This is a genomic window from Streptomyces sp. VRA16 Mangrove soil (assembly GCF_017377775.1).
In the GTDB taxonomy this organism is placed as follows: domain Bacteria; phylum Actinomycetota; class Actinomycetes; order Streptomycetales; family Streptomycetaceae; genus Streptomyces.
This window is the reverse complement of record NZ_JAFVLN010000015.1, coordinates 1-13373: the sequence shown is the minus strand read 5'-3', so window position 1 is coordinate 13373 and position 13373 is coordinate 1. Positions and strand designations below refer to the sequence as shown.

9 protein-coding genes are annotated in these 13373 nt (G+C 72.0%); 2 read left to right on the top strand and 7 right to left on the bottom strand.

Translation table 11 applies throughout. The annotated features are described in order from the left end of the window. Positions 1 to 15: 15 nt before the first annotated feature. The 3 genes from J3486_RS32055 to eno form a co-directional block, all read right to left on the bottom strand. Positions 16 to 1611 carry an acyl-CoA carboxylase subunit beta gene (locus J3486_RS32055; protein ID WP_207826680.1) on the bottom strand — a complete coding sequence of 532 codons (1596 nt, stop codon included), beginning with the start codon at positions 1609 to 1611 and terminating at the stop codon, positions 16 to 18. A 180-nt stretch (positions 1612 to 1791) separates the two neighbouring features. Beyond that, positions 1792 to 5613: an endo-alpha-N-acetylgalactosaminidase family protein gene (locus J3486_RS32050; RefSeq protein WP_207826678.1), complete on the bottom strand. Its 3822-nt coding sequence runs from the start codon at positions 5611 to 5613 to the stop codon at positions 1792 to 1794. Positions 5614 to 5932: 319 nt separating this feature from the next. Further along, the gene (eno, locus tag J3486_RS32045) at positions 5933 to 7210 is read right to left on the bottom strand and encodes a phosphopyruvate hydratase (RefSeq protein WP_207826676.1); all 1278 of its coding nucleotides are present in this window, start codon (positions 7208 to 7210) and stop codon (positions 5933 to 5935) included. 231 nt (positions 7211 to 7441) lie between these two features. On the opposite strand from eno, the gene J3486_RS32040 reads away from it, so the two are divergent. After that, a complete protein-coding gene (locus tag J3486_RS32040) occupies positions 7442 to 7864 on the top strand; it encodes a MarR family winged helix-turn-helix transcriptional regulator (protein ID WP_207826674.1) in 423 nt (140 codons plus the stop codon). Between the two features lie 15 nt (positions 7865 to 7879). Here the strand turns inward: J3486_RS32040 and J3486_RS32035 are convergent, their stop codons facing one another. Continuing rightward, on the bottom strand, positions 7880 to 9079 hold the full coding sequence (locus J3486_RS32035; protein WP_307805021.1) for a glycosyltransferase family 39 protein: 1200 nt from the start codon (positions 9077 to 9079) through the stop codon (positions 7880 to 7882). Positions 9080 to 9254: 175 nt separating this feature from the next. Between J3486_RS32035 and J3486_RS32030 the strand changes: the two genes are divergently transcribed. After that, entirely contained in the window at positions 9255 to 9869 is a 615-nt protein-coding gene (locus J3486_RS32030; protein ID WP_207826672.1) for a YceI family protein, read from the top strand. An 86-nt stretch (positions 9870 to 9955) separates the two neighbouring features. On the opposite strand, the gene J3486_RS45040 is transcribed toward J3486_RS32030, so the two are convergent. Genes J3486_RS45040 through J3486_RS32020 form a run of 3 tightly spaced genes read right to left on the bottom strand, consistent with a single transcriptional unit; the run spans position 9956 to position 13115 of the window. Beyond that, a complete protein-coding gene (locus tag J3486_RS45040; protein WP_307805020.1) occupies positions 9956 to 11038 on the bottom strand; it encodes an ABC transporter permease in 1083 nt (360 codons plus the stop codon). A gap of 8 nt (positions 11039 to 11046) precedes the next feature. Beyond that, positions 11047 to 12384 carry an ABC transporter permease gene (locus tag J3486_RS45035; protein WP_307805019.1) on the bottom strand — a complete coding sequence of 446 codons (1338 nt, stop codon included), beginning with the start codon at positions 12382 to 12384 and terminating at the stop codon, positions 11047 to 11049. Then, on the bottom strand, positions 12381 to 13115 hold the full coding sequence (locus J3486_RS32020) for an ABC transporter ATP-binding protein (protein WP_207826670.1): 735 nt from the start codon (positions 13113 to 13115) through the stop codon (positions 12381 to 12383). Before J3486_RS32020 ends, J3486_RS45035 begins: the two co-directional genes overlap by 4 nt. Positions 13116 to 13373: the final 258 nt, after the last annotated feature.

Genomic DNA, 13373 nt, shown 5'->3' with positions numbered 1-13373 from the left:
TACGAGTAGGTGCCGCTACTGCGGCGGGTTGCCGTGCTTGCGGGACGGCAGGTCGGCGTGCTTGGTGCGCAGCATCGCCAGGGAACGGATGAGCACCTCGCGGGTCCCGGACGGGTCGATCACGTCGTCGACGAGGCCGCGCTCGGCCGCGTAGTAGGGGTGCATCAGCTCGGCCTTGTACTCCTTGACCATCTTCTGGCGCGTGGCCTCCGGGTCCTCGGCCTCGGCGATCTGCCGGCGGAAGATCACGTTGGCCGCGCCCTCCGCGCCCATGACCGCGATCTCGTTGGTCGGCCAGGCGTAGGTGAGGTCCGCACCGATGGACTGGGAGTCCATGACGATGTAGGCACCTCCGTACGCCTTGCGCAGGATGAGCGAGATCCGCGGCACGGTGGCGTTGCAGTACGCGTACAGCAGCTTGGCGCCGTGTCGGATGATCCCGCCGTGCTCCTGGTCGACGCCGGGGAGGAAGCCCGGGACGTCGAGAAGGGTCACGATGGGGATATTGAAAGCGTCGCACATCTGGACGAAGCGGGCAGCTTTTTCGGATGCCTCGATGTCCAGGACACCCGCGAGGGACTGCGGCTGGTTGGCCACGATGCCGACGACCTGGCCGTCGAGACGGGCCAGGGCGCAGATGATGTTGCGCGCCCAGCGCTCGTGGACCTCCAGGTAGTCGCCGTCGTCGACGAGCTCCTCGATGACCTTCGTCATGTCGTAGGGGCGGTTGCCGTCGGCCGGGACCAGGTCCAGGAGGACGTCGCTGCGGCGGTCCGCCGGGTCGTCCGACTCGACCGTGGGCGGGTTCTCCCGGTTGTTCTGCGGGAGCAGCGAGATCAGGTAGCGGACCTCGGCGATGCAGGTCTCTTCGTCGTCGTAGGCGAAGTGGCAGACACCGCTCGTCTCGGCGTGGACGTCGGCGCCGCCCAGACCGTTCTGGGTGATCTCCTCGCCGGTGACCGCCTTGACCACGTCCGGGCCCGTGATGAACATCTGCGACGTCTCGCGGACCATGAAGACGAAGTCCGTCAGGGCCGGCGAGTAGGCCGCGCCGCCCGCGCACGGGCCGAGCATCACGGAGATCTGCGGGATGACACCCGAGGCCTTCGTGTTCCGCTGGAAGATGCCGCCGTACCCGGCGAGCGCCGAGACGCCCTCCTGGATACGGGCGCCCGCGCCGTCGTTCAGGGAGACCAGCGGGGCACCGGCCGCGATGGCCATGTCCATGATCTTGTGGATCTTCGTGGCGTGGGCCTCGCCCAGCGCGCCGCCGAAGATCCGGAAGTCGTGCGCGTAGACGAAGACCGTGCGGCCCTCGACCGTGCCCCAGCCGGTGATGACACCGTCGGTGTACGGCTTCTTGGCCTCCAGGCCGAAGCCGACCGCGCGGTGCCGGCGCAACTGCTCGACCTCGTTGAACGACCCCTCGTCGAGGAGCAGCTCGATGCGCTCGCGCGCCGTCAGCTTGCCCTTCTTGTGCTGGGCCTCGGTCGCCTTGTCGCTGGGGCCGGCCAGCGCCTGCGCACGGATCGCGTGCAGCTCGGCCGTGCGTCCACGGGCGTCGGTGGGCTCGTCCCCGGGGTTCGAGGCGGTGTCGTCCAAAACGGTCATGTAGTGACCTTACGAAGCCGACCAAGGAAAACGGGCCGTCGACTCCGTACAGTCTCCGGCCCGTTTTCCTGGTAGCCCTGAACAGAACCTCACCGGCATGCAGCTGAAGTCACTGCTCAGGGCCCCATCGGATTGTGGGGGTCACACAAAGGCGGCGGGTGAGGGACCCGTCACACCGGGTCATGCGCCGCAGTGGAAGCGGGCACCTCCCCAGTCGGCGTGGTCGTTCCCGTTGCCGTCGCCGCCGTCCCCGACGATCAGGTCGACGTACGTGGCGCCGCTCACGTCGGCCGTCAGCGACCAGGCCGGATCGGTGGCCTTGAGGACCGGGGACTTCACCTTCTCGGTGCCGTCGGCCGCCACCGAGAATTGCACACTTCCGCGGGTGGGCTGTTCGTCGTCCACGCCGACCTCGGCCGTGAAGGACGTGCACTGCCCGCCGAGGTAGTAGCGGATGGTGGCGGGCGCGTGGCTGCCCAGGCCCTTGGCGTAGGTGACGCCGCCGAGGGTGAGGGTGGCGCCGTCGCCCTGGGCCTGGTCGCCGTTGGACATGTCCTTCTCGACGGGGCCCCAGCCGTTCTCGGCAAAGACCCAGTCCATGTCGCTGGCGTACGTGTCCGTGGTGGGCGGCGGCGGGAGGGTGCGGACGGTGGTGCCCGCGGTGAGGCTGCGGGACGTGCCGCCGACGGTGTACGTCGCCTTCGAAGTCAGCTGGTAGGGCTGGTACTTGGCGTCCACGGGCGGGGTCACCCGGAAGGTGGCGGTGGCCTTCGCGCCGGGGGCGACGGTGTCGAGGGTGACGGGGCCCGCCGGGTCCGCCTTCCAGCCGTCCGGGAGACCGAGGGTGACGGCGGCGTCCTGCACCGGGTCCTGCTCGTGGTTGGTGAAGGTGGCCTCGACCTTGTTGGGCTTGCCGGGCTCCAGGGTCTCTGCCGCCTTCAGGGCGAGCGTGCCGCAGGCGGCCTGTTCCTTCGCGGGGCCGAGGTCGGTCACCGTGAAGTCGTCGAGGACGAAGTCGGCGCCGTCCGGGGCGCCGGGCAGCTTGCGCAGGCCGGTCCAGGTGTCGCCGCAGCCCGCCGTGACGGTGGTGGTGAAGCGGCCGGTGGTCCGCTGCTGTCCGATGGGTACGGCGGCGGTCTCCACGGCGTCGTCACCGCTGTCGTAGCCGCTGATCCACTGGTAGGCGCCCGCGTGGCTGGACTGGTAGGCGAAGTCGACCTTGTAGGTGTGGCCGTTCGTCAGCGGGACGTTCGCGGTGGAGGTGCGGTAGACGACGCCGTCGTTCTCCTCGTGCGACTTCAGGGACTGCGCGCCGTCGCCGATGGCGTCGTCGATCAGCTTTCCGTTCCAGCCCGCCTGGGTGTACGGGGCGTTCTTCTGCGCGATGTGGGTGCGCGGGTCGGTGACGCCGCCCGCGTCGCCCTTGTCGAACGGGCCCCAGCCCTGGTCGACGTCCTCGAAGTCCTCGTGGACGACCGTGCCGGGCTTGGTGGTCGGCGCGTTGCGCACGACACGTACGTCGTCGACGCGGACCTTCGCGCCGTCGGGGTCGGCGGCGGTGGCGACGCGCAGGGTCGTGGCGCCGTCGGCCGGCGCGGTGAAGTTCACCTTGACGCGCTGCATGTGGGTGTCGTGCCAGTCGCTGGCCGCGACGGTGTCGGGGAGCGTGGACCGGTCGAGGGTGGTGGTGGCGCCCGCCGCGCTGAGACGCGTACGACGGGACTTCCCCGGCTCGACCTCCACCCAGGCGGACGCGGTGTACCGCTTGCCGGGGTCGAGCCCCGTGAGGCGCTGCGCGATCGACGCCTCGCTGCTCCCCGTGAGGCGGGCGGCGTTGCGGCCGTTGCCGTCGGTGTCGCGAGCGACGGTGCCGGTCTTGTCCCAGGCGGTCAGGCGGGCGTCGTTGAAGCCGGGGTCGTGCACGCCGGTGCCCTCGCCCCACTGCGGGTCGGTGGCGCGCGGGGTGTCGCCGGCCGGGTAGAGGACGTACGGCTGTCCGGCCTCGGCCTTCAGGGTCAGCTTGCCGGCGGCGTCGGTGCGGGCGGTGCCGGTCTTCACGCGGCCGTTGTCGGTGAGCCTGTAGACCGTGTACGCGCCCGCGGGCACGGCCCAACTCGTCGTCCCACCGGCCTTGTTGTAGTGGTAGAGCTTCTTGCCCTGGTCCCAGGGCAGCAGATAGCTGTCCCCGTCGAGGACCTTGCGGCCGTGGTCGTAGAAGGTGCGCCTGCCGTCCTCGACGGTGACGCGCAGGCCGCCGGTGAAGGTGATGTCGTTGCCGTTCCAGCGGGTGATCTTCTGGTGCTGGAGGTACTTGGCGGGCAGGTCGCGCTGCCAGATGTTGGTGTAGAAGGCGTTCCAGTCGTTCTCGCCGGTCCAGCCCTCGAAGTCGACGAGGGCCGACTGGCCGAGGACGGGGTCGGCGTTCCAGACGTCCTTCTCGCTGTTGCGGATGAACCGGATGATCTTCGAGTTGAGGCCCTTGTTCGTGGCGCCGCCGTAGTCGAGGTCGTTGGCCCAGTGGGACCACAGGGACTGCCGCTCGAACTTGTCGGCCCACTCGGTGGCCAGGTTCCAGCCCTGGCCGTTGATGGCCTTGGCGGTCTGCTCGGCGATCCAGCCGTGCGTGTAGTAGACGTCGACGTAGACCGTGGTGAGGTTCTTGCCCGTCTCGTCGCGCAGCTGCTTGAAGCGGGCGGCGAGGTCGCCGCTGGCGATGTCGCGGCGCTGGTCGATGTAGTAGCTCTGGTCGAGCCAGTTCCAGCCGGGTGACGTGGGGTCGATCAGGTCGTCGCTGAAGTGCCGGGCGACGGGGTACGCCTCGGTGGCGTTGACGTGGACGCCGAACTCGGCACCGTACTTCTTGCCGGCCGCGAGCAGCTTGTTGAGGTCCTTGAGGCCGCCGGCGCGGGTGTTGTAGTTGCCGCCGTAGTCGGGGTGGGCCGAGTCGTGGCCCTCGGACTGGTAGCCCTTGAGCAGCGCGAACTGGCCCAGGTCGTCGGTGGCGAGGCCGATCCGTTTGACGTCGTCGAGGGTGCGCAGGAACGGGTGGGTGGCCTGGCTCGCGAAGTTGAACGGGATGTGGGTGATGACCCGGTCGGGGGTCGCGTCGCTGCCCTTCGCCTTGACGGCGATGGACCGGAAGGCGACGGCGCCGTCCTGCCAGTCGACGGTGCCGTCGGCGTTGGCGTCGGGCGTGACGACGACCTTGGCCCAGGGCAGGTCGTTTCCGGTCGCGTGCGTCGGCGATCCGGCGCCGCGGTAGGTCCACTGCCCGGACCAGACCCCGACGCGGGTGCCGCCGTCGGCGTCCTTGCGGGCCTGGTGCCAGAACCGGGCGTCGTCGCCGTTGGTCGCCCCGCTCGGCTTGTCGTACATGGAGTTGGACTCGACGGCCGCGGCCAGCCGGCCCGTGTTGACGATGGCGTAGGAGGCGCCGGTCGCGGACGTCTCCGCCGGGGTGTCGGTGGTGACCTTGCCGAAGACGTCGGCGGTGCGGGTGGAGTCCGGGTCGAGTTTGGTGAAGGCGGTCTCGGCGCCGCCGTCCTCGCTGCCGACCGAGACGAGGTCGTGGCCGGGGATGTCGAGGGTCCCGACCCGGAAGGCCTCCGTGTCGCGGACGGCGGTGACCTTGAAGGTCGTGGTCCGCCCGGCGACACCGAGCGTCGCGTCGATCTCCACGCCGGGCAGGTCGGGGAAGGTGAGCGTGTACGCGGCCGTGGACCCGGTGAGCTCAGGCGCGGCCTTGAGGCGGGTGGCGTAGGGCTTGCCGTTGAGGGTGATCTCGGTGACGGGGCGGGTGCTGCCGAGGATCCGGGCGCCGTCCGCCCGGTTCTCGTAGGCGAGCACGCGGGGGAAGTCGTCGGCGACGGTCACCGAGAGCGGTCCCGAGGTGAGGACCAGTGGGGCGGCATCGGCTGCCGCCGCGTGGCCCGCCGGGAGGAGCGCGGCGCCGAGTGCTGCCGCGGCGAGCAGGGCATAGGGGGCTCGGGGTCTGTGGGGCATGGCCCTTTGGGTATCCGCGAGCGGCGCGTGGGGTCAACGGGGTTGGGCTGTTGGCGACTTGTGAGTCCAACACCCCGCCCCCAGAAGTCCAAGCCCGGGTGGACCCCGGCCCCGCCGGCCCCCGCCGCCTTGGGCAATCTGCCGCCATGGGCGGCAGGGTGGGCAAGGCGGCACCCCGACGCGGGGCGAGCGCTCCCGGCGGCCTCCGGCCCGCTCCCGCCCCGCCATCGCCGGGCGCGGGCCCGGCGGGGGCGGGGCGCGCCCGCGCGGCGGAGCCGCAGATCGATACAGCCCCGCGCCCCTGGCGGGGCACCACCGGCTACTGGAAGAGGGCCGACGATCCCAGTTGTTCTTCGATGCGGATCAGGCGGTTGTACTTGGCCGTGCGGTCCGAGCGGGAGAGGGAACCCGTTTTGATCTGACCGCACCCCGTGGCCACCGCCAGGTCGGCGATCGTCGTGTCCTCGGTCTCGCCGGAACGGTGCGACATCACGGCCTTCCAGCCCGCCCGGTGCGCCGTGCTCACCGTCTCCAGCGCCTCCGTCAACGTACCGATCTGATTGACCTTGACCAGCACCGCGTTACCGACCCCCGTCCGGATCCCCTCCCGCAACAGCGCCGGGTTCGTGCAGAACACGTCGTCACCGGTGAGCTGGCAACGGTCACCCACGCGCGCGGTCAGCTCGCGCCAGCCGTCGAGGTCGTCCTCGGCCATCGGGTCCTCGATGGAGGTGATCGGGTACGCGTCGATCAGGGCCGTCAGATAGTCGACCTGCTGGGACGGGGTGCGGTCGACGCCCTCGCCCTGGTACGCGTACACACCGTCCCGGAAGAACTCCGACGACGCCGGGTCCATGATCAGGGCGATGTCCGCGCCGGGCTTGTACCCGGTCCGCTCGATCGCCGCCGTGACGAAGTCGAGCGCCTCCTCGGCGGTGCGCAGCGCGGGCGCGAACCCGCCCTCGTCGCCGACCCCGGTGGAGTGGCCCGCGGCCAGCAGGTCGCGGCGCAGGGTGTGGAAGACCTCCGAGCCCATCCGGACGGCCTCCGCGAAGGTGGCCGCGCCGACCGGCGCGATCATGAACTCCTGGAAGTCCAGCGGATTGTCGGCGTGCGCGCCGCCGTTGACGATGTTCATCATCGGCAGCGGGAGGCGGCGGGCGTCCGCCCCGCCGATGTGCCGGTAGAGAGGCAGGCGGTGCGCGGCCGCCGCCGCCTTGGCCGCCGCGAGCGAGACGCCGAGCAGGGCGTTCGCGCCGAGCCGGGACTTGGTGGGGGTGCCGTCGAGGGCGACCAGGGCGGCGTCGAGCCCGGCCTGGTCGTCGGCGTCGCGGCCCACGACCTCGGCCGCGATCTCCCCCTTGACGTGGGCGACGGCCTGGTCGACGCCCTTGCCGTGCCAGCGGCGCGGGTCGCCGTCGCGCAGTTCGACGGCCTCGCGGGCGCCGGTGGAGGCGCCGGAGGGCACGGCGGCGGTGCCGAAGGAGCCGTCGGCGAGCGTGACGTCGGCCTCGACGGTGGGGTTGCCGCGGCTGTCCAGCACGGAGCGGGCGGTGACGGACGTGATGACGGTGGATCCAACTGCCGGTGCGGGCATGGGTGTTCCTTCACGTTGCTGCCTGTCGCGACCCTGCTGCGACAACGCTGGCGCGTGCCGCGACAGACGAAACTATACAGCCTTGCTGTTCAGTTTGGCTGTACAGCTCTGCTGTTCAGCCTTGCTGTGCAGTGTGCGGGCGGTGCGGTGCTGTCGTGCGGCGTTGTCGCGCGCGGGCGCTGCGCAGGTCAGGCATGCCGGGCCGCCGGACACCGCGGGTTAAAGTGCCGTATGCCTGCCCCGGAATCCGCCGCCGTCGCCGCCGATCTGCGTACCGCGATGGGACGTCTCATGCGCCGCGTGAAGCACGAGGACTCGATTCCGCACGGCCAGGTCGCCGTGCTCGGCGTGCTGGACCGCGACGGCGCCATGACCACCAGCGATCTCGCCGCCGATCAGCGCGTCCGCCCGCAGTCGATGGCCCGCGCCGTCGGGCTGCTGACGGAGCAGGGCCTGGTGACGCGCCGGGCGCACCCCACCGACGGCCGCAAGTCACTGGTGGAGCTGACCGAGGCGGGACACGCCGCCCTGGACGCCGAGCGCGGGCGCAGGGAAAGCTGGCTGGCCCGGGCGATCGCGGCCGAACTCACCGACGAGGAGCGGGAGTTGCTGGCCGGCAGCGCCACGCTGATGGAGCGGCTCGCCGGTCGCTGACCCGTCCACGGGCCCTCACAGCGGCGTCTTCACCATCGCCAGGACGTACGCCCCGTACGGCAGCGTCACGCAGGCCAGCGCGCCCGCGACCACCAGCACCCGCGCCCGCCCGGCCCGCCCCTGACCCCAGCCGCGCGCCATCGTCCGGGCGACCGGGATCAGCAGCGGGAAGGCGGGCAGCAGGAAGCGCGGCTTGGACGCGAAGGGCCCGCCGAGCAGCAGCACCATCACCACCAGCACCCCGCTGAAGACGAGCAGCGGCAGCGGCGTGCGGGGCCGGCGCTCCAGACAGAGCAGGACGAACAGCACCACGGCGGCGAGCACGAGCAACAGGGACATCGGGTAGACGACCTTGCCGCCGTACAGGAACAGCACCCGCAGGAAGCGCACGGAGTCCACGCCGAAGTCCAGGCCCGACCCCCAGGCGTCCTGCACCGTGAAGTAGCCGTGCAGCAGGTCGCCGGTGCGGTTCCCGACCCAGAGCACATATCCGGCCCACCCCGCGGGCGCCAGCAGCACCGCGAGCCAGGGCGCGCGGGCACGCCCACGGCCGCGTACGAGCGCGTACCCGGCGGTGATCATGACGGCGGCCGCGACGGCGACTCCCGTGGGCCGGGTCAGCCCCGCGAGGGCGGCGAGCGCCCCGGCGAGCAGCCAGTTCCGGCGCAGCAGGGCGTACAGCGCCCAGGCGGCGAGCGCGGCGAACAGGGACTCGCTGTAGGCGATGGCGAGGACGGCGGCCTGCGGGAGCAGCGCCCACAGGATGACGAGCAGGGTGGCGGTCAGGGTGCCGTACAGGCGGTGGCCGACGGCGTAGACCCCCCAGGCGGCGGCGAGGGCGGCCGCCCAGGCGACGAGCAGCGCGGCCGCTCCGGCGCCGCCCGGCAGGACGGCGCCGACACCCCGGGTGAGCAGCGGATAGAGCGGGAAGAACGCCCAGTCGGTCTGTACGGTCCCAAACGTCGAGACGTACTCCCGGGTGCCGTATCCGTGCTCGGCGATGTGCAGGTACCAGACCGCGTCCCACGCATGGGCCAGTGTCCGGGTCGCGGGGCGCCCCTGGTGCAGGTCGGCGAGGACCACCAGGACGACCCCGGCGGCACGGGCCGCGGCGAAGGCGGTGAGGGCCCGCAGCACGCCCGGCGGACCGCCGCCCCGCCACCGAGCGGACACCGCCGGCCTGCCCTGGAGTTCCGCCTCGGCCGTCCGCAGCACGCGCGCCCCCGCCTTTCATCGCAAAATGGCCGTAACGGGACCTTCTTATCGCTACCCCACCCGTGTGTAACTGGAGCAACACGCAGCGCTTGATGTTGAAAGTTGAACATCATCGCGCTACAGTCGTCCACGTTGGTAGTTAAACCTTCAACATCACGTCCCCAAGGAGTACGTCATGGGCATCTTCGGCCGTAAGAACGACGAGACCGCCACCCCCGCCGCTGCCGCCGCCACCTCGGCCGGCCCGGACCTCGGCGCCCTCACCGGCGACTACACGGTCGACCCGGCGCACACCACGCTCGGCTTCGTCGCCCGGCACGCGATGGTGACGAACGTGAAGGGCAGCTTCACGGACTTCACCGGCGAGCTGCACCTGGACGGTTCGGACCCGGCCAAGTCCACCGCGTCGTTCGACGTGCAGATGACCAGCATCGAGACCGGCAACGCGGACCGTGACGGTCACCTGAAGAGCGCCGACTTCTTCAAGATCGACGAGTTCCCGACGATGACGTTCCGCTCGACGTCCGCCGAGTCGCTGGGCGGCGACGACTACCGCATCACCGGTGACCTGACGATCCTCGGCACCACCAAGCCGCTCACCATCGACCTGGAGTTCAACGGCTCCGCGAAGGACCCGTTCGGCAACGAGCGCGTGGGCTTCGAGGGCAAGGCCACCATCCTGCGCTCCGAGTGGGGCCTGACCTGGAACGCGGCGCTGGAGACCGGCGGCGTCCTCGTCTCCGACAAGATCAAGCTGAACTTCGACATCTCGGCGATCAAGAACGCCTGAAGTCGCCTGTGAGCACATCGAGTTGAGGCGGCCACGCACCACCACGTGGCCGCCAACTCGCATGTCCGCACCGCCCGCCGGGTCCCTCACTCGGTGCGCAGCGCCGTCGCCGTCCTGATCCGGGCCGCCCAGCTCGCGGGCAGCAGCGCCCCGAGGACCGCGATGAGGACACCGCCGAGGACCAGCAGGGCCAGTTCCGGCGCGGAGTAGACGGCCAGGACGAAGCCCGGCATCGCCACGCCCGCGCCCTCCCCCATGGCGGGCACGATCCAGCCGTGCAGGGCCCGGCCGAGCAGCACGCCCACCGCGCCGCCCGCGAGACCGGTCAGCACGACCGACGTGACGACCATGACGGCGGTCTGCCGCGGGGTCATGCCGAGGGCCTTGTGGACGCCGAGTTCCTGGACGCGTTCGCGGGTGTCGAGGACGACGCCGTTGAGCACGCCGAGCGCGGCGACGGCGACGATCACCAGGGTGAGCATCGCGGCGAGCGCGTTGAGCGAGTCGACGATGTCGCTGCCGCCCCCGTCGTCCAGCGGGCCGACGCGCGCCTCCACCTTCTGGCCGACCCCGGCGGGGTCGACGCCGCTCTTGATCTTTCCCAGCGCCGTGCCGAGCGTGGTGGCGTAACTCTTCGCGTTCGTACCGGACTTGAGCTCGACCTGGTACGACCCCGGCTTCAGCTTCGGCGCCGCCGTCCTGAGGGTGGCCAGGTCGGTGTAGAGCAGCATGCCGAAGTTCGAGGTGTCGAAGACCTCTCCGACGATCCGTACGGTGAACGGCTTGCCGTTCTCGACGGCCGCGGTGAACGTGACGGTGTCGCCGACCTTCGCCCCGAGCTCCTTGAGCAGCCCGGAGGGGGCGACCGCCTCGCCCGCCCCCTTGAACCAACGCCCCGACGTCATACGGTAGTTGGCCCACCCTGCGTCGCCCGTGAACGCGGTGACCTCGACGTCCTCACCGAGTCCGACGGCGCTCGCCTGTGTGTCGGCCCTGCCGTAGTACGCGCGGGTTCCCGGCTGCGCCGCGATCGCCGCGGCGACGGCGGACGGGTCGCTGATCTCGGTCGCCCGGCCGCCCTCCGCGCCCTGGGGCAGGGCGCCGCCCGCGGGCGCGGTGGGCACGGAGACGACGCTGACATCGGAGTTGTCGTGGTCGCGGGCGTCCATGATCGTGTTCAGTGACGTGCTGAGGCCGAGGGTGAAGGTGACGGCGACCGCTCCGAAGCCGACGGCGCGACCGTCGCGAGCGCCCGCGCCGGGCGGCCGAACGGGCGGGCCAGGCCCAGGCACACGGGCCGCGGCAGCGGCAGCCGCGCGGCGAGTTTGGCCGCCCACCGGCCGCGCCCCGGCCGGGCCGCGCGCCCCACGGCGATCGCGTCGACGGCCCGCAGCCGCCCGGCCCGCCAGGCGCTCAGCCAGGCGGTGAGGGCGACGGTGCCGAGGACGACGGCGACGACGGCCGCGTCCACCCAGGGCGCGATGGTCAGCGGCGTCGAACGGTAGGCGTTCTCGGCCTCGGCCAGCAGCGGTACGGAGGCCAGGTGGCCGACGCCGAGCCCGAGCGCGGCGCCGACGGCGGCCGGGATCAGGGCCTGGGCGAGGTGGGCGCGGACGACCTGGTGCGGGGTGAAGCCGACGGCCTTGAGGATGCCGATGCGGCGCAGGCCCGCGCCGACGGTACCCGCGACCACGTTGCCGACGATCAGTACGGACATGGCGAGGCCGAGTCCGCCGAACGCCAGCAGGAACGGGATGTACACCGCCGTCTCCCGCTCGCTCGCCGCCTTGAGCGTGAGCCAGGACAGCGATCCGGTCACCGAACCGGTGGGCGCCGCGGCCGTCAACTCCTTCCGGGTGGCGGCCACTTGGTCCTGGGTGTCGTGGGAGGCGAGGCGGTACAGCATCTCGTAGCCGCTGTCGCCGCGCGCCGGGGTGAGCGCGCCGATCTGTCCGGGCAGCACCCAGGCGTCGCCGGTGCGGCTGACCGAGCGGGCCAGGCCGACGACAGTCAGGGTCGGTGCGCCGGGCAGCGCTTCGAAGGTCAGCTTGTCGCCGAGGGCGAGGGGCAGGCCGAGGTCGGCGGAGAGCACGATCTGTCCGGCGCGGGTGGGCCAGTGGCCCTCGGTGAGACTGAGCCGGTCGACGGTGCCGCCCGAGCGGGCACGGCCGACGACGAAGAGCGGGCGGGGCGCCGGGCGGCGGTTGCCGGCCGGGTCGGTGAAGGTGGGGCTGGCGTTCACCGTGCGGAACGGGCCGGAGGCGGCCGTGACGCCGGTGGCCCGCGCGCCCTCCCTGATCTGCGCCGCGTCGGCCCTGCGTGCGTCGTACCGCACGGAGAGGTGGGCGCCGTGCTGCTTGCCGAAGGCGGTGGTGAAGGGGGCGTGCGACGCCACGAGCAGGGTGCCGGCAAGCACGGACGCGGCGACCGCCATCAGCGCGGTCAGACAGATGACGACGGCCGGTACGCGGCGCCGGGCGACGCCCGAGCGGACGATCTTGCCGAGGGCGCTCATCGGACGGCCTCCGGCACGGCGGGGTGGGTGGTGTCGGCGGCGATGCGGCCGTCGACGAGCCGGAGGGTGCGCCGGGTGCAGGCGCGGGCCAGGGCCACGTCGTGGGTGACGACGAGGAGGGTCTGGCCGTCGGCGTTCAGGGCGCGCAGCAGTGCCTGGACGTCCTCGCCGGAGGCCGAGTCGAGGGCGCCGGTCGGCTCGTCGGCGAGCAGCAGGGCGGGCCGGTTCATCAGGGCGCGGGCCACGGCGACGCGCTGGCGTTCGCCGCCGGAGAGGCGGGTGGGGTGGGCGCGGGCGTGCCGGTCGATGCCGAGACTCGCCATCAGCCGGGCCGCGCGGTGGTGGGCCTCCGTGCGGGCGGTGCCGGAGAGTTGGGCGGGCAGGGCGATGTTGTCGGCGACGCTCAGGTCGTCGAGCAGGTGGAAGAACTGGAACACCATGCCGACCTTCGCCCTGCGGTAGCGGGCGGCGCCGGCCTCGCCGAGGCGGTCGACGCGGACGCCGTCCACGGTGACCGTCCCGGTGTCGGGGCGGTCGAGGCCGGCGATCAGGTTCAGGAGGGTCGACTTGCCGCTGCCGGAGGGGCCGAGGACGGCGACGGACTCGCCCGCGTGGACGGTGAGGGAGACGTTGTCGAGGGCGGGCGGGCCGCCGTCGTAGGTGCGGCTCACTTCGTGGAGTTCGATGACAGGGCTGGTCTGTGCCGGGCTGGTGTGTGCCGGGCTGGTCATGGGGGCCTCCTCGGGCTCTGCGGCGTGTGCCTCGGGAACCGTAGGGAGGGGGCGGGGGGGGGCGCGTCGGTCGGCCGGGGCATCGGCGGTACCGCGTTGGGATGAGGCCGGCGGGGTCATCCCTGGGGTGTAGTCGTGGGAGGGAGGCCGGGGTGGAAGATCCGGCCTCCGGGCGGATTACGCGGGGGCGGGCGGGCGGGCCGTATGGGCCGACGGCGGGGGGGGAGGTGAGGCGGGGGGGGGCGCTGGTGGTCGGGG